Below are 17,477 nucleotides of genomic sequence, written 5' to 3' on the forward strand. Positions count from 1 at the left end.
ATATTTTATACATTATGACTATATTTATCCGTCTAAAAAATGTACGATTACGGTAACAAATATTCCAATGTAATACATCTAATCGACCCTCGACTCACATATACAAAGGAGCATCCATAATCCATATGCGAAAATGGTTCAATCAAAAGATCAGTCGACAGATCATGTCGTCATTTTATCTCATTCTTATTACCTTATCCGTCTCCTCTTTGGCTGCTTATTTTTATACGAACCACCAAGTCATGGATGCCAAACAAGAGCTCGATGCGATCAGCATGCGCGAAGATCGGGCGACGAAACTCTGGGACGATTGGCAGTCCCTTCAATACGAGATGCGGGGCTATATCGTCTTCGGAGATGACGCCGTGCTCGACGTGATTGATGAAAAGAAGGCATCACTCGAACAACAGACGGCTTGGTTTGAAAAGAATCGCTTATATAAAGCGGATCAAATCTATGCGTCTGATATCCGGTCGCTCTATAATTCTTATACAAATTTCGTCATGCCCAGCTTGATTAAATACGTCCAAGCAAAGCAATCGGGCATGATTGACGAGCGTTTCCTGCAGATGCCGAGTCTAAAAGCGATGATGCCACAAGTACCTCGGGACCCGAATCGGAAGTTCAAGATGAATGCCTCGAACAGTGAAACGATGCGTAAAAGTGTCAACACGATGGAGAGTACGTTCACGAACTACCGGAGTAGTCTCCGCGCGAAAGAACTCGGTGCAAAAGAACAGCTTGTCACGCAGACGAAGTACGCTGAGTGGATTTGGCTCGTCAACCTGATCGTGTTGTTCCTCGTCATCTTGCTGATCGTCCGCCCGTTCATCGAACGGACGACGCGACAAATCCACCTTCTCAGCAAGGAGAGCAAGCTCCTTGCAAGTGGTGAGCATACGTTACCGTTGATTCCGCTGAACCGTGCTGACGAGATCGGTGAATTGAGTAAATCGTTCCATCAGATGGCGACAGCCTTGATTGAAAACAAACACCAATTGATGTCGACGAACGTTAATCTCGAAGATGCGTTGAAACTGACGCAACGGAACGAGTCCCATTTACGGCTACGTAATCAATTGACGGAGACACTTGCGTCGCGTGATAGCATCAGTGCCTATCCTGCCGTCATTCAAAAGATGGTTGAAATCACGAATGCGACGCAAGGTGCCTTGATTTTCAAAGATGGTACGAAAGTGATCGATATCGTCTTTTATCCGCAGACACCGCTCACAGTCGAAGATTGGATGCCAACGATTGAGCCGTTATTACGTGAGTCGCGACAAGACAAACGACCGCATACGCAGTTCAAAGATGAAGTCGCGCGCGCTGTCACACCGGTTCTTGATCCGAGTCAAAATGAGATCATCGCCTATATCTTCTTGTCCCGTAATCAGGATCGGTTTGATCGTTACGAGCAGGAAGAACTCGCTGCCTTCGCGCGTCAGCTAGCGTTGTCACTCCTACGGATGCGGACGTTCGACGAGATTGAACGCGAACGGGAAAAAACAGCGCGACTGTTGAACTCGATCCGTGAATCGATCGTGTATATCGAGCCCGACGGCAACATTCAGTTAATCAACCGACCATTGCTCGATCTGTTTGACCATCCGGTTGATGACAGTCTCGATGAGAATGGGCTGATGAACATCACTCCGTCTGTCGTTCAACTCAAGCATCGCGTCGACCAACTACCGGAATTCGAACGTTACTTGAAAAAGACGTTCGTGAAACGAGAAATCGGTGAAGGAACCACCTTCTCGATCGATCAAGAGCGACGCTTCATCAAGACGTACTCCGAGAGCATTCATTATGGTGGACAGTTCCGCGGGATTCTACTCGTCTTACGTGACGTGACGAATGAAGTCGAGATTGACCGGATCAAAAACGAACTCGTCTCGACGATCTCACACGAACTACGGACACCACTCTCGTCGATCTATGGCTTTACTGAGCTGATGATTCAGCGGGACCTGCCACCGAAGCGACAGAAGAAGTATCTCGAAGCGGTCCATTCGGAAACAGAACGCCTGTCGCTGTTGATCAATGACTTCCTCGACTTGCAACGGATGGAAGCAAACCGTCAGGAATATGAGATGGCACCGTTCGATATCGTCGCGATGATTCGGGATTTGAAACAGTTGCATAGTCTGTCGTCTTCTTCCCACGCGATTGAAATATTCCGAAACGTCGAACCATTGATCGTCGAAGGGGATGCGAAGAAGATTCGCCAATTATTCAGTAACCTGATCAACAATGCGATCAAATACTCACCAGCTGGTGGAACGATCGATATTCAACTGACGCGACACGCGTCACGGGTCACGGTCGCGATTCAAGATGAGGGTATCGGGATCCCAGCTTCTGCGATGAGTAACCTGTTCCAAAAATTCTATCGTGTTGACAATTCGGACACCCGTCAAATCGGCGGTACTGGTCTTGGGCTCTCGATCTGTCGCGAAATTGCGCGTGGACATGATGGAGAAATCCATGTCGAGTCGATCGAAGGACAAGGCTCGACGTTCACAGTCGAACTTCCGTTGACACAACATACATGATGCATACGAAAAAGCGCCAGAATGCGAATCAGCATTCCGGCGCTTTTTGAATTAGGTAATGTTATGAGTTAAGACGGCTTGCCACTTCAACCGTCCGTTTCGCTTGATGGCGCACGGCTGGTTCGACTGATTCAACCATGTTACCGTCTTGGTCGACAGTGACCGATGTACCATATGGATTTCCGCCCGCTGCGAACAAGACAGGATCCGAATAACCTGGTGCCGCAACGATTGCACCCCAGTGGAACATCGTCGTATAAACTGCGAGAACAGTCGCTTCCTGACCGCCATGCGGATTCTGTGCCGACGACATCGCACTGACGACTTTATTGACGAGTTTGCCTTGTGCCCACAGTCCGCCTGTCGTGTCGAGGAACTGTTGGAATTGTCCTGGGACATGACCGTAACGTGTCGGGACGCTAAAGATAATCGCATCTGCCCAGTCGAGTAGATCCGGTGTCGCTTCTTCGATATCACGTGTGGCTTCCGCATGCTTTTGCCACAATGGGTTCGAAGCGATCGCTTCTGCTGGGGCTGTCTCCTTGATTTTCGCAAGACGGACTTCCGCCCCTGCTGCTTCTCCCGCTTCTTTTGCCCATGAGGCAAGTTGATGGTTCGTTCCGGTTGCGCTGTAATAGATGACCGCTAGTTTCACGTTTGACATGACTTCGCTCCTTTTTTAAAAGACAGTGACGGACGATGGACGTACACGCTTTCTATTCCCGCTTTCCGCGCAAATTAACGTCAATTGTTTGAATTCAAGAGGAAATTCAAACCAATTCCTCGATTAATTCATGAAACGAGCGAACATGACTTCCTGTCTTGGTAATAGTTCTATTTTTGCCTGATTCAGAAACAATCGCCATTTCACCTTCAGATTGTATACTTCCCACATCTATGCGTTCCTCGATTTGCCGTTTAGGGTAAAGACCGATTGACGACACACGTAAGGAGTACTGACCATGGCGATTCGCTACACCCTTTATCTGTTACTTGGCATGCTGAAGTTCATGCTATTTAGTTATTTTACAAAAACCGACCTTTCGCTTCATTTAACACTGATGAATCTTGCTGGCATGCTGATCCTATCGAGCTGGACGTTACTGATTCCGTGGAATAAACGCCGCTGGGTCTGGCTCGGTCTACTGCTGGCGCACAGTTTTCTGCTGGCTTCCGACATGTGGTACTACCGTTACTTCGAGGACTTCCTCTCCGTCTCGCTCCTCTCACAGATGACGCAGATGAGTGACGTCAGTAGCGGCTTCACTGCCTTGATCGTACCGCAAGACTTCCTCTTGTTCGCTGATAGTTTGATTTTCATGGTACTGCTCTTTGTCTTCCGCAAACGACCGGAAGTAACGACAGCGCAAACACGACGCCGGACAGCTGGACTTCTTGCAGTCAGTGGCATTATTTTGTCTGCCTCGCTGCTGACGTACCGGACGCTAACGGAAGATCGTCAACCGACGGCAACAATCTCCGATATGCGTGACTACTACCTGTTCGGCTTTTGGGGTTATCACGGGTGGGACGCTTTCAAAGGCGTGACCGGGCGACCGAGCGACGGATTGACGGCTCAGGAACAACAGCGCATCAACCAAAAGGAGCAGACGAATCCAACCGGTGCGAAAAAGACACCGAACATCATTTTGGTGCAACTCGAGTCGTTCCAGGCTTCTGTCATCGACCAGACCATTAATGGCGAAGAAGTAACGCCGAACCTGAATCAGTTGAAGAAGGAATCGCTCTACTTCTCGTCGTTTTACCACCAGACACATGAAGGACGAACTTCGGACGCTGAGTTCATCACGAACACATCGCTTTACCCGTTGAAATCAGGTTCCGTTTATACGCAATATCCGACGAATGAATTTGAGCCGCTACCTGCGTTACTTGAGAAGAACGGATACGATACGGCAGCAATGCACGCTTACGAAAAAGGTTTCTGGAATCGTGACGATGTTTACAAGAACATCGGTTTTAAGCACTTCTTCAGCCAAAATGATTATTCAAAAGAAAAAAAGATCGGCATGGCGCTGAACGATCAGCAGTTCTTCCTCGAATCGATTGATCACATGGAGACGCTGCAAGAACCGTTCTTCTCGTTTTTAGTCGCGTTGACGAGTCATACACCGTATGAAATCGACAAGGAAGATCAGACGCTTGATCTGTCCGGATATGAGGATCCAATGTTGAAACGGTATTACCAGACCGTCCATTACGTCGACACCGGTGTCGGAAAGATGATTGATGAGTTGAAACAACGGGATCTTTGGGATCAGTCGCTCGTCATCTTTTATGGCGATCACGATAGTGGACTCGTCAATGAAGGCAGTGAGATGCGCAAAAAGGCGGATGTATCGTCTCCCGTTGCTGCCTTTGAACTCGAGCGCCGCATCCCGCTCTTCATCAAAAAACCCGACCAGCAAACCGGTCGGGTCATGAGAGAGAATGGCGGACAGATTGATATCGCACCAACGATCATTGATCTATTAAACCTCAAAACGTCCTATATGATGGGGCAATCCCTCATCGACGACAAACCGAATCTGACGGGCTTCCGTGATGGTTCGTTCCGCTACAAGGACTATTACTATGAAGCGGATTTGACGAAAGCATCAGGCGAAGGCACTTGTTATGATGTATCGACTGAGAAAAAGGTCGAGCTGAAGTTCTGTCGAAATCAAGTGAAGGATGTGAGTAAGCAGTTAAAGCTGTCGGATAAGATTATTGAGGAGAATGAACTGGAGTAATTAAAGAGCATCTAATTTTCTTAAAATAAACAAGCCTGACCTTCTTCACGTCTAGTGAGAAGTCAGGCTTGTTTATTGATCGTTATCTCCACCTACCCTCGAGCCCATCAGTAGAAAGTAAAATGGTCTTCGATCCATTGCCATTCTTCGTCAAACAAAAGTTCTCTTTTTGTTTGAATGATCCAATGAAATAATTTAGGAATCGCCTGAGAGGAATGCTGGTATCGATATAAAAATCGAAGAGCGATTATGACTTCATCTGTCTGTATCTGTCGCTTTCGCTTCAATAATATTTGTAAACGTTTGATTACCGGTTCAATCGCTACTTCATCACCATGTCGCTCGATTGCGACTAACGCATACTCTCTCACATTGCTAGATCGATCTTTTAGTCCATGCAAAAATATTGAAAGATCTGATCCATTTCCAAGTTCACTCAGTGCAGCTAAAGCCGAATGCCTAACGTCTCCTCGCGAATGGTCCAACAAAGGAATCAAATAAGAAATTGCTCGCTCTGTTCCAATCGTGGCTAAAACAAAATTAGCACTCATGATATCAAAAGAGTTATTTGATGTCGTAATCAAACGAATTAATGCATCCTCTGCTATCTCATCTCGACAGACTCGCAATGCTTGAATCGCAGCCTCTCGAACAGACGACCGAGAATCGTCTATGTATTTTACAATTCGTTCTGTATTATGAATGCATCGTTGTTTTGCTATTTCTTCTAAGATACTTTCGAGAAGACTCGGCTTTGTTTCTTGCTCCAGTTTCTCAAGCAATAACATCCCTGCACGAACATCTCCCGAATTCTCACCAATCGTTCCAATCATAAAATAAAGATGTTGTTTTTGTTCTGCTTGTTTCACTTTGTCGAGTAACGTGTTCAATCTCGGAAGCATATTCGCGTCCCTAAAATGACGAACTTTTTCATAAGCGGTGTCTGATGGTGAGCCTTCGTTCGTATAGCACTTCGATTCTTCCTGATAGAAGTACTTTTCCTCAGACATCTGCTCAACTAAATATAAAATCTCATCGTCCTTCATATTTTGCAGTTGCTCCTTAGTCCTTTAAAGATCTTTTTAACTTTTTTCTAAAGCAAACTGAATCAATTGATACGATAGCCAGAACATTAAGCATCCTATTCCAAAATCTAATACTTTCCACGCTTTTGGTTGTTTAAATACAGGAATGAGCCATCTCAATCCATACCCTAAGCCAAAAAACCAGACAAACGAGGCAATTAAGGCTCCAATTAAGAAATTGACTTTTTGATCAAATGTCAAAGTCCCAGCTATACCACCGATGACAACGACCGTATCTAGGTATACATGTGGATTTAAAAGTGTAATTGCTAATGTAACTAAAATTGTTTTATGAATGGGAATGATTTTAACATCGGTTGAAATATCGATTGCACTTGACGATGAAAACGCACTTCGAAAAGATTTGAATCCGTATAATAGCAGAAATAGTCCTCCGACAATCGCAAGACCAACATTCGCAAACGTATTGTTTTTAATAACAGTACCGACCCCTAATACGCCCGTGCACATCAGTAACACATCACATAAGAAACACACCAAGGCTACCCAGAAAATATTATTTTTTAATAAGCCTTGTTTTAAAACGAATGCATTTTGTGCTCCAATAGCGATAATGAGCGTCCCGGACGTTATTATACCTTTTAAAATTTCATTCATTTGATGACACCTATCTCTCTTTTGATCTATGAACGTAAGGCGACGATTAAATGTTAAATCTCCCCTCATTCACTTCTAGTTAATTCTATATATGTATATCGCTTAAACATTAAGTATAATATTACAAATAAAAGAATAATTATTCAAATCATTCTGAAAGTATGAAGTATAAAAAAGTACCAAACCCTATTTACTAGGATTCGGTACTTAGAGATGAAATGCCTTACATCATTCCGCCCATTCCACCCATGCCGCCCATATCAGGCATTGCAGGAGCAGATCCAGCTGGTTCTGGTTTATCGGCGATGACAGCTTCCGTCGTCAAGAACATCGCTGAAACGGACGCCGCGTTTTGAAGTGCTGAACGCGTTACCTTCGCTGGGTCGACGATTCCTGTCTCGATCATGTCGACATACTCGTCTGTCGCCGCATTGTAGCCCATTCCTGGTGCTTCATGCTTGAGACGCTCGACGATGACTGAGCCTTCTTGACCTGCGTTTTCCGCAATTTGACGAAGTGGTGCTTCAAGTGCACGAAGAACGATGTTGACACCTGTTGCTTCATCGCCTGTTGAGACCGACAGAATCGATTCGACAGCTTTCGTGACGTGAATGAGAGCTGTTCCCCCACCTGCTACGATGCCTTCTTCGACTGCTGCGCGTGTCGCGTTGAGTGCATCTTCAATCCGGAGCTTACGTTCTTTGAGCTCAGTCTCGGTTGCTGCTCCGACTTTGACGACCGCTACGCCACCTGCGAGTTTCGCAAGACGCTCTTGTAATTTCTCGCGATCGAAGTCGCTTGTCGTCTCTTCGATTTGTGCACGGATCGTACCGACGCGTGCTTCGATCGAATCTCCGTGTCCATGTCCTTCGACGATCGTCGTGTTGTCTTTTGAGACGACGACCTTCGACGCACGACCGAGTTGCGTGATTTGTGTTTCTTTCAGATCAAGACCGAGGTCTTCTGTGATCAACTCTGCGCCTGTGACGATCGAGATGTCCTCAAGCATCGCTTTCCGGCGATCACCAAAGCCTGGTGCTTTGACTGCTACCGCGTTGAACGTACCACGGAGTTTATTGACGACGAGGGTCGCAAGTGCTTCGCCTTCGACGTCTTCTGCGATGATGAGGAGTGGTTTGTTTTGCTGAACGACTTGCTCGAGGACTGGAAGAATCTCTTGGATGTTCGAGATTTTTTTGTCCGTGACAAGGATGTACGGGTTTTCAAGGACCGCTTCCATCTTGTCTGAATCCGTGATCATGTATGGTGACGCGTAACCACGGTCGAACTGCATTCCTTCAACGACGTCGAGTTCTGTCGTGAAGCCACGTGATTCTTCGATCGTGATGACACCATCTTGACCGACACGTTCCATTGCTTCTGCGATCAATTGACCAACTTCTTCGTCCGCTGCTGAGATCGCTGCGACTTGGGCGATCGCTTCTTTACCTTCAATTGGTTTTGCAATCGTGTGCAACTCTTCGACAGCACGACGGACTGCTTTTTCGATTCCTTTACGGATGACCATCGGGTTTGCGCCCGCTGTGACGTTTTTGAGACCTTCCCGAATCATCGCTTGTGCGAGGACTGTCGCTGTTGTCGTACCATCCCCTGCGATTTCATTCGTTTTTGAGGCAACTTCTGCGACGAGTTTTGCACCCATGTTCTCGAAGTGATCTTCGAGTTCGATTTCTTTCGCGATCGTCACGCCATCATTCGTGATGAGTGGTGAACCGAACTTTCGCTCGAGGACGACGTTGCGTCCTTTTGGTCCGATCGTGACTTTGACTGCATCCGCTAATGCGTCGACCCCGCGGAGCATTGCCCGACGTGCTTCTTCACTGAATAAAATCTCTTTTGCCATGACTGAAATCCCCCTTATAGATGATTGACTGAATTACTCGGCTACTGCCAAAATATCGCTTTCGCGTAAAATTAAGTATTCATTGCCGTCGACTTTGACTTCCGAACCGGCATATTGTGCATAGATGACGTGATCTCCGACACTCACTTCAAGTGGTACACGTACGCCTTGCTCTGTCACACGGCCAGTACCGACAGCGACGACTTTACCCTCTTGTGGTTTTTCTTTCGCTGACCCAGGAAGAACGATTCCTCCGAGTGTTGTTTCTTCTTTTTTAACGACTTCGATCACGATGCGATCACCAAGTGGTTTTAACATGCGAAACATCCTCCTTGAAAATGATTGTTTTTAGCACTCACTTTCGTTGAGTGCTAACATATTTTTATCTTATACGCTTTCTCTCCTGAATTCAAGCCTGAACCTTTATCCGTTTTCCCGAAATCGACACCTTTGAATCATCGTCAATCGTGCGCCAAGACCGTTTGTTTGTTACAATCGGGACAGTACCTTCATTACAAAGGAGTTGTGTCCTGTACGATGAAAAATCCAATCAGTCTGCCTTTTCTGATGGCGGAGAAGTGGCAAAAGCGTCACGTCATCCCGATCATCATCTATTTGATCGTCCAATTGGTTCCGGGTTCGTTCCAGTATTTCCTTCCGAAGAACGTCATTGCTGACGTCGCCGGTTGGTGGCTCGCGATCGGCTTCACGGTCGCCGTCATCGTCTCCTACTACTGTCTGCGTCCTGATTGGCAGAAATGGAAGGCAGAAGGACGTCAAACCGATCCGATGGATACACTAAAATGGATCGGGATCGGGATTGCGCTTTTGTATGCACTCTTGATCAGCGTCAATTTGATCGATGCCTGGATGGCAGGCGGGATCGAAAATGTCGCGAAATCGCAAAATACGGATCAAATCATTCAAGCGATTCAAGTCATCCCGCTCCTGCAAGTCATGGTCGTCTTGCTTGGACCGATCATGGAAGAGTTCTTGTTCCGGCATATCATGTTCGGCAATCTCTCATCGAAGCTTGGTTTCTTCTTCAGCTTCATCTTGACGGGTGCCTTGTTCGGACTGATTCACCAAGACAACAAATTTTTAATCTATGTCGCGATGAGTTTCGTCTTCTCGCTCGTCTTCGTCAAGACGCGCCGGATCCTTGCTCCGATCGCCATCCATGTTTTTAACAACGGAATCGTCGTACTCGCCATCTACGCGATGTCTTAATTTACGAAAGGTCGTGTTTTCATGCGTCAAAGCTCGAACTTCATGGCAGTGTTCTATGCCATATTCGGTATTCTCTTCATGTTCCTTGCCTACAATAACTCAGTCGAGGCGGGAACGGTCTTCAACTTCTGGACGATCCTGCTGACGTTGTTCGCCGCAATCGACTTCTACCGTCTCTACTTGATCTTCCGCTTCCGTGCAGCAGCAAAGAAGATGATCAAGAAGGAACAGGATAAAAAGAACGATAAACAATAAAAAAACGAGATTTCCGTCAAGCGGGAATCTCGTTTTTTGGTTTATTCTTTCGCTTGACCCTTGCGGTAGGAATCGATGATCGTCTTCGCCACATCGAGACTCAACCGTTCATCTAAGACCAAGTTCTTGATCATGTTGATGAATTCGACATCTTCCTGCTGCACCGAATCAATCCGCTCGATCAACTGGTTCAACTTCGCCCGGACGGTCGGATAGGATACTTGATAGGCCGTTGCCATGTCCTTCAACGAACCGGAGCTCAAGACGAACTTTCGGATGAACTCGAGATGCTCCTGTTCGAGTGCCAGTACCCAAGCGGGTACGTCTTGTCGTTCCATCGTGTTCCCTCACCTCTCTCTAATAAATACTAAATCTCGACCACGGTGTATGTACTGTTTCTTAATAGCCATAAATCCAGAGTCCAATCGTGGGACTCTAAGCTCTTTCAAATCTTGCTAAGTAAAATTGTACGATACAGACTGCAACAATACCAATGACGAGTAACTACCCTAATACATTTTCGCAAACGAAAAAGAAGGACTGATGATTCAGTCCTTCCCCATACTTACGACAATCACGCACTGCGGATGTCGTCTTTCTTATTTTCTGTCGACATGAACGTATCGAGTTGGTCTTCATCAAGAACACCTTCCCACTTCGCGATGACGAGTGAAGCGAGCGTGTTTCCTGTAACGTTGACGACGGAACGCATCATATCCATGATTCGGTCAATCCCCGCGATGAAGGCAAGTCCTTCCGCCGGGATACCGACCGTACCGAGTGTTGCGAGCAATACGACGAACGAAACGCCTGGAACGGCAGCCATTCCTTTTGATGTCAGCATCAAGACGAAGACAAGTGTGATCTGCGTCCCGATCGAGAGGTCGATCCCGTACATCTGTGCGATGAACAAGGCAGCAAGTGCTTGATAGAGTGCTGATCCATCGAGGTTAAACGAATAACCCGTCGGTACGACGAAGCTGACGATTGATTTCGGCACGCCCATCTTCTCGAGTTTTTCCATGATCCGTGGAAGAACCGTTTCTGAAGAGGCTGTCGAATACGTCAAGAGCAATTCATCCTTGAAGACGCGGACGAAGTCTGAGACCCGAACACCAACCCACTTCATGATGCCGCCGAAGACGATGATCATGAAGAGAAGCGCTGTGACATACAATGTCGCGATGAGCTTGAATAACGAACCAAGCGAGTCAATCCCGAACGTCGAGACCGTCACACCAATCAAGGCGAAGACACCGATTGGTGCGAACTTCATGACGATGTTGACGAGATTGAACATTGCTGCTGCGACACCTTCGAAGAAACGAATGACCGGTTGACCCTTCTCTCCTGCAAAACCGACACCGAGTCCGAATAAGACTGAGAAGAAAATAATAGCGAGCATATCACCGCGAACCATCGCATCGAGAATGTTCGTCGGTACGATATTGACGATTTTTTCGACGAGTCCTTCGTCTTTTGTCGTCTCTTCCGTTGCGACATATGATGAGATATCCGTTTTATCCAGTGTCGACATATTAATGCCAGCACCTGGTTCAATCAGATTGGCTGCAAATAGCCCCGTGAAGATGGCGATCATCGTCACGATCGTGAAGTAACCCAGTGTTTTGACGCCGAGACGTCCGAGACTCTTCGGACTACCGACCGATGAGACACCGAGGACGATCGTCGTAAAGACGATTGGGACGACGATCATTTTCATCATCCGGATAAAGATATCACCGATTGGCTTGAGCCACTCCGCGACATGGGGATTCCCATAAAATACACCACCGACTGTGATCCCGAGAATCAAGCCGATTAAAATCTGCCAGGCAAGGCCAATGGGCTTACGTTTCGTAGTTGTCATACGCTTCCTCCTTATACATCCGTCTTACTTGTATCCTACATGTAGTGGAACATAAATAGAATTTTGTCCTAAATACAGCACATTGTCAAATCCATCTGTTATAGTACAAAACCGAATTCTGTACGAAAAAACGTCCAAAATCCGCTTGTTTTCAAGCATTTTGGACGTTTTCATAATTTTTAAGATTGTTGATTAACGCGTTCCTCAATCAACGCACGATTGCGTTTTTTGAAGACCTCATTGTGTGACGACACCATCGCCACTTTTGGCGCTTCCGGCTCAATGAAGCGTTTCGCCCGGTTGACGGCGTTTGCCGCATCTTGGAACGCACCCGAGATCAAATGGACCTTCCCGTCGTGCGAAAGAATATCTCCTGCTGCATATAGTCCCGGTACACTCGATTCACTCGCGGCATTCCCGGCGATGTAGAAGTCATCGACCCGTGCAATATCGAGGTCACACGCGTCAAGTAGCGCCGCATTTTGTTCATACCCATGATTAATGATGACTTCATCAATTGGAATCTCGACGACCTCATCTGTTTGACAGTCGATCAATTCAACCGACGCGATCCGTTGGTGATCGGGACTGGCGATTAATTTGTGAATCGTCGTATTGAGGAGGCAGACCGCCGAACTTTTGACAAGTTGATCAACTTGCGCCTCGTGCCCTGAAAAACAATCTCGCCGATACGTGACGTAGACCTTTTTCGCGACCGGTTCGAGTTCGTTTGCCCAATCGATCGCTGAGTTCCCACCACCTGAGACGATGACGGTCTTTCCTTTAAAGCGTTCAATCGATTTAACCGTATAGTTCAAGTTTGACACTTCGAAACGTTCCGCGCCTTCGACTTTTAATTTTTGTGGATTGAGGATGCCACCGCCGACCGCGACGATGACCGTCTTCGAATAATGAATCTGCCCCGATTCCGCTTCTAAGACGAAGTTACCGAAGACGTCTTTTGCGATCGAGATGATCTTTTCATTCAATTGAACAGTCGGTTGAAATGTCAGTCCTTGTTCGACGAGTTGAGCCATGAGTTTTTCACCAGTGATCGGCGGCTGTCCACCGACGTCCCAGATCATCTTTTCCGGATAGACGTGCAGTTTTCCTCCGAGTTCTGCTTGATACTCGATCAATTTCGTCTTCATACCTCGAAGACCACTATAGAACGTCGAATATAACCCTGCTGGTCCTCCACCGATGATCGTTACGTCGAACAACTCCTGTTCCCTCATCTCACTCACTCCTCATCCTTGATTGTTATTGATTATCATTCTCACTCTCTCATGATAACGTGAACATCTCTTGAACACAAGAAAAAATGTTGACAGCGTTTTTATGAGACTGGTATGGTTAATGAGACGATAGTGATAATCATTATCATTGAAAAATGGAGAGAACAACGAAGGAGTCGTCGCGTATGGTACGTCTAGCAACAGAAGAAATCAATATCGGCTACGGTGATCGTCCCATCGTCAAAGACTTGTCCGTCCAAATTCCCGATCGTCAAATCACAACGATCATTGGCGCGAACGGATGCGGCAAATCAACTTTGCTGAAAGCGATGACACGGATCATTCCCCATCAATCGGGGCGGGCGTTGCTCGATGGTCTTGATATCGCGAAGGAAAGCACGAAGCTGCTTGCTCGGAAGATGGCTATCCTGCCACAAACTCCGGAAAGTGCAAGTGGTCTAACGGTCGCAGAGCTCGTCTCATACGGTCGTTTTCCTTATCAAAAAGGATTCGGACGCTTGACGAAACACGATTATGAAATCATCGATTGGGCACTCGAAGCAACGGATACGATGGCGTTCAAACATCGTCCGGTCGATGCGCTGTCTGGTGGTCAACGTCAACGGGTCTGGATTGCGATGGCACTCGCCCAAGAGACGGATATCATCTTTCTCGATGAACCGACGACTTATCTTGATCTCGCCCACCAACTCGAGGTGCTCGAACTGCTCGAACACCTCAACCGGACCGAAGGACGGACGATCGTCATGGTCCTGCATGACTTGAATCAAGCGGCACGCTTCGCCGACTATATCATCGCCATGAAAAACGGCGAAGTCGTCAAAGCCGGAACGTGTGAGGAAGTCATCGCAAAAGATGTCTTACAAGAAGTATTCCATATCGATGCTGAAATCGGACGCGATCCGCGGACGAACAAGCCGATGTGTATCACCTACAACTTAATCAAGGGAGATTAAATCATGAAGAAACTACTTGTACCGGTTCTACTCATTCTCACGCTCGTCATCGCAGCGTGTGGCAATACAGAGAAAAAAGACGACGCAGCATCTGGTTCGAAAAACGAAACGATCACATATAAATCAGAAAATGGAAACATTAAAGTTCCAGCTCATCCAAAACGAGTCGTGGTCCTCGCTGGTTTTGCCGGCAACGTCATGGCACTCGGCGTTCCTGTCGTTGGTGTTGATTCGTGGTCAAAAGCGAATCCGAAGTTCGATAAACTAAAAGATGTCACGGAAGTTTCGGAAGAGAACGTTGAAAAAATCATCGAACTCGATCCTGACTTGATCATCGGCTACTCGACAACGAAAAACCTCGACAAAATCAAAAAAATCGCTCCGACGGTCACGTACACATACGGAAAAGTCGACTACTTGACGCAACATATCGAAATCGGTAAATTGCTCAACAAAGAACAGGAAGCACGCGATTGGGTCAAAGACTTCAAAACACGTGCCGCTGCTGCCGGTAAAGACATCAAAGCAAAAATCGGTGAAGATGCTACTGTTTCTGTCATCGAAAGTTTCGATAAACAACTCTACGTCTTCGGCAACAACTGGGGTCGTGGAACAGAGATTCTCTATCAAGAAATGAAATTAAAAATGCCGGATAAAGTCACGAAGATGGCATTAAAAGATGGTTACTATGCGTTGTCACCAGAAGTCCTCCCTGAATATGCAGGCGACTACCTCGTCTTCAGCAAGAGCGCAGAAGCGGACAACTCATTCACGAAAACGGATACGTTTAAAAACATTCCAGCCGTCAAAAACGATCATGTCTTCGAAGTCGATTCGAAGGAGTTCTACTTCAATGATCCTCTCACACTCGAACGTCAACTCGAGTTCTTCAAGAAAAGTTTCCTTGGTGCATAATAAATAAGGGAGGGAACCTGCGGGATCCCTTCCTTTTTTGCGGCTCACTCCCTGAATCAGAAATGGAGGCGACATTCATGTCAGCTGGTCGAATTCCGTTCGGCATAAAAATCACACTCGGTCTTGTCCTCTTTTTCGGGATGTTCTGGATCGCGATGACGTTCGGCGCTGCCGATACGACGATCCGCGAAGTCTGGAACGCCTTGACGTTCGGACCGTTGAATGAAAAAGCAAAAATTGTCCAGGAAATCCGCCTGCCACGGGAATTAGCAGCAATCCTCGTCGGAGCGGCACTCGGTGTCTCTGGTGCCATCATGCAGGCGATGACACGCAATCCCCTCGCCGATCCTGGTCTGCTCGGTCTGACGGCGGGTGCGAACGCAGCACTTGCACTCGTCATCGTCCTGTTCCCGAAAATTGAGTACTTCGGTATCATGATTGCTTGTTTCTTCGGAGCAGCACTTGGGGCAGCACTTGTCTTTGGAATCGGTGCTTCGAAAAAAGGTGGTTTTTCGCCACTCCGGATCGTCCTTGCCGGTTCTGCAATCTCAGCCTTTCTGTATGCGATTGCGGAAGGCATCGGCATCTACTTCAAGATCGCTCAAGATGTCTCACAATGGACGTCCGGTGGACTCGTCGGGTCGACATGGGGACAACTGCAAGTCATCACTCCGGTCATCGCGATCGGGATTGTGATTGCCTTCATCTTCTCCCGACAATTGACGATTCTCAGTCTATCGGAAGAAGTCGCGCTCGGACTCGGGCAGAACATCCAGCGGATCAAAGCAGTACTTTATGTTGTCGTCATTCTGCTTGCAGGTGCTGCTGTTGCACTCGTCGGTAACATGGCGTTCATCGGGCTGATGATTCCACATATCGTCCGCGCGATCGTCGGGACGGACTATCGGTTCATCCTGCCAATGACCGCGATCTTTGGTGCGACGTTCATGTTACTTGCCGATACGATCGGTCGGACATTGTATGCTCCCTACGAGACTCCGGTCATCGCGATCGTCTCAATGCTCGGACTACCATTCTTCCTCTTGATCGTTCGGAAAGGAGGGCGTGCTTTCTCATGATGGAATCTCGTTTACGTCGTCGCCAGCAACTGACGTTTTGGACGTTACTGGCACTATTGATCGCAACACTCGTCGTCAGCATCGGTCTCGGACCTGCTTCCCTATCCTATGATCGTTTGTTGCCGACGTTACTTGGAAACGGCTCGTTCAAAGAGGAGTTCGTCCTCTATTCGCTCCGCTTACCACGACTGCTCATCACCGTCATGGCAGGAATGGCACTCGCTTTATCCGGTTCGATCCTCCAAGGGATCACGCGCAATGAACTCGCTGATCCTGGTATCATCGGCATCAATACCGGAGCTGGTGTCGCCGTCGCCTTGTTTTTCCTGTACTTCCCGGTCGATGTCGGATCATTCATTTATCTGTTACCGATCGCTGCCTTTCTCGGTGCACTCGTGACCGCGATGGCGATTTATCTATTCTCATACGATCGTGTGCAAGGACTGCAACCGATTCGCTTGATTTTGACTGGTGTTGGCTTCTCGATGGCGCTTTCCGGAATCATGGTCATTCTGATTTCGTCGACGCGTCGTGAAAAGGTCGACTTCATCGCTAAGTGGCTCGCTGGTAACATCTGGGGGACGGACTGGATCTTCGTCTACTCACTGTTACCGTGGTTACTCGTCTTGATTCCGCTGACGTTCTATAAGGCGAATAAACTCAATCTCCTTGCCTTGAATGAACCGGTCGCAATCGGTGTCGGCGTCGCGCTTGAAAAAGAACGGATCCAACTCTTGTTGACAGCCGTCGCACTTGCCGCTGCTGCCGTCTCTGTCACCGGTGGGATTTCCTTCATCGGTCTGATGGCGCCACATATCGCCCGCGCGCTCGTTGGACCACGGCATCAGTTCTTCTTGCCGATTGCCCTCTTGCTCGGCGGATGGTTGCTTGCGTTCGCTGATACGATCGGACGCAACATTGCGGGACCGGACGGCGTGCCAGCTGGAATCGTCGTCGCCTTGATCGGAGCACCTTATTTTATCTATCTCTTGTTGAAGAAATAATCAAAAATCCGCATCAAACAGCGTCTTTCGC

Annotated in this window: 16 protein-coding genes; 8 read left to right on the plus strand and 8 right to left on the minus strand. The window is 47.5% G+C overall.

All coding sequences use genetic code 11. The annotated features are described in order from the left end of the window. Window positions 1-125: 125 nt before the first annotated feature. Window positions 126-2,558 carry an ATP-binding protein gene (locus tag BW42_RS10775; RefSeq protein ID WP_035410782.1) on the plus strand — a complete coding sequence of 811 codons (2,433 nt, stop codon included), beginning with the start codon at window positions 126-128 and terminating at the stop codon, window positions 2,556-2,558. 61 nt (window positions 2,559-2,619) lie between these two features. Here BW42_RS10775 and wrbA read toward each other — a convergent pair whose 3' ends face one another. Further along, window positions 2,620-3,222: an NAD(P)H:quinone oxidoreductase gene (wrbA, locus tag BW42_RS10780; protein WP_035410786.1), complete on the minus strand. Its 603-nt coding sequence runs from the start codon at window positions 3,220-3,222 to the stop codon at window positions 2,620-2,622. A 298-nt stretch (window positions 3,223-3,520) separates the two neighbouring features. Between wrbA and BW42_RS10785 the strand changes: the two genes are divergently transcribed. Next, window positions 3,521-5,311, plus strand: a complete 1,791-nt coding sequence (locus tag BW42_RS10785) for an LTA synthase family protein (protein ID WP_035410787.1) — start codon at window positions 3,521-3,523, stop codon at window positions 5,309-5,311. A gap of 107 nt (window positions 5,312-5,418) precedes the next feature. Here BW42_RS10785 and BW42_RS10790 read toward each other — a convergent pair whose 3' ends face one another. The 4 genes from BW42_RS10790 to groES all read right to left on the minus strand — a co-directional run bounded on the left by BW42_RS10790 (window position 5,419) and on the right by groES (window position 9,196). Beyond that, window positions 5,419-6,357 carry a HEAT repeat domain-containing protein gene (locus BW42_RS10790; RefSeq protein WP_035410788.1) on the minus strand — a complete coding sequence of 313 codons (939 nt, stop codon included), beginning with the start codon at window positions 6,355-6,357 and terminating at the stop codon, window positions 5,419-5,421. A 36-nt stretch (window positions 6,358-6,393) separates the two neighbouring features. Further along, window positions 6,394-7,014: a LysE/ArgO family amino acid transporter gene (locus tag BW42_RS10795; RefSeq protein WP_035410789.1), complete on the minus strand. Its 621-nt coding sequence runs from the start codon at window positions 7,012-7,014 to the stop codon at window positions 6,394-6,396. Window positions 7,015-7,237: 223 nt separating this feature from the next. After that, the gene (gene groL, locus BW42_RS10800) at window positions 7,238-8,878 is read right to left on the minus strand and encodes a chaperonin GroEL (RefSeq protein ID WP_029342811.1); all 1,641 of its coding nucleotides are present in this window, start codon (window positions 8,876-8,878) and stop codon (window positions 7,238-7,240) included. Window positions 8,879-8,911: 33 nt separating this feature from the next. Beyond that, window positions 8,912-9,196 (minus strand): co-chaperone GroES, encoded by a 285-nt coding sequence (groES, locus tag BW42_RS10805; protein ID WP_023469587.1) that lies wholly within the window; start codon window positions 9,194-9,196, stop codon window positions 8,912-8,914. 219 nt (window positions 9,197-9,415) lie between these two features. On the opposite strand from groES, the gene BW42_RS10810 reads away from it, so the two are divergent. Continuing rightward, on the plus strand, window positions 9,416-10,108 hold the full coding sequence (locus BW42_RS10810) for a CPBP family intramembrane glutamic endopeptidase (protein ID WP_035410790.1): 693 nt from the start codon (window positions 9,416-9,418) through the stop codon (window positions 10,106-10,108). Window positions 10,109-10,129: 21 nt separating this feature from the next. After that, entirely contained in the window at window positions 10,130-10,363 is a 234-nt protein-coding gene (locus BW42_RS10815; RefSeq protein ID WP_023469589.1) for a DUF4305 domain-containing protein, read from the plus strand. A 41-nt stretch (window positions 10,364-10,404) separates the two neighbouring features. Here BW42_RS10815 and BW42_RS10820 read toward each other — a convergent pair whose 3' ends face one another. The 3 genes from BW42_RS10820 to BW42_RS10830 form a co-directional block, all read right to left on the minus strand. Further along, complete coding sequence (locus tag BW42_RS10820; RefSeq protein WP_035410791.1) at window positions 10,405-10,701, minus strand: DUF2089 family protein; 297 nt, start codon at window positions 10,699-10,701, stop codon at window positions 10,405-10,407. 236 nt (window positions 10,702-10,937) lie between these two features. Then, entirely contained in the window at window positions 10,938-12,233 is a 1,296-nt protein-coding gene (locus BW42_RS10825; protein WP_035410792.1) for a cation:dicarboxylate symporter family transporter, read from the minus strand. Window positions 12,234-12,412: 179 nt separating this feature from the next. Beyond that, window positions 12,413-13,471 (minus strand): NAD(P)/FAD-dependent oxidoreductase, encoded by a 1,059-nt coding sequence (locus BW42_RS10830; protein WP_035410794.1) that lies wholly within the window; start codon window positions 13,469-13,471, stop codon window positions 12,413-12,415. Between the two features lie 185 nt (window positions 13,472-13,656). Between BW42_RS10830 and BW42_RS10835 the strand changes: the two genes are divergently transcribed. From BW42_RS10835 to BW42_RS10850, 4 genes are all read left to right on the plus strand, one after another. Then, entirely contained in the window at window positions 13,657-14,448 is a 792-nt protein-coding gene (locus tag BW42_RS10835) for an ABC transporter ATP-binding protein (protein ID WP_023469594.1), read from the plus strand. Window positions 14,449-14,451: 3 nt separating this feature from the next. After that, on the plus strand, window positions 14,452-15,363 hold the full coding sequence (locus tag BW42_RS10840) for an iron-hydroxamate ABC transporter substrate-binding protein (RefSeq protein WP_035410799.1): 912 nt from the start codon (window positions 14,452-14,454) through the stop codon (window positions 15,361-15,363). 77 nt (window positions 15,364-15,440) lie between these two features. Then, a complete protein-coding gene (locus BW42_RS10845) occupies window positions 15,441-16,442 on the plus strand; it encodes an iron ABC transporter permease (protein ID WP_035410802.1) in 1,002 nt (333 codons plus the stop codon). Then, window positions 16,442-17,446 carry an iron ABC transporter permease gene (locus BW42_RS10850; protein WP_197026239.1) on the plus strand — a complete coding sequence of 335 codons (1,005 nt, stop codon included), beginning with the start codon at window positions 16,442-16,444 and terminating at the stop codon, window positions 17,444-17,446. Before BW42_RS10845 ends, BW42_RS10850 begins: the two co-directional genes overlap by 1 nt. Window positions 17,447-17,477 lie beyond the last annotated feature (31 nt).

This window comes from Exiguobacterium sp. RIT341, assembly GCF_000632205.1.
Taxonomy (GTDB): Bacteria; Bacillota; Bacilli; order Exiguobacteriales; family Exiguobacteriaceae; genus Exiguobacterium_A.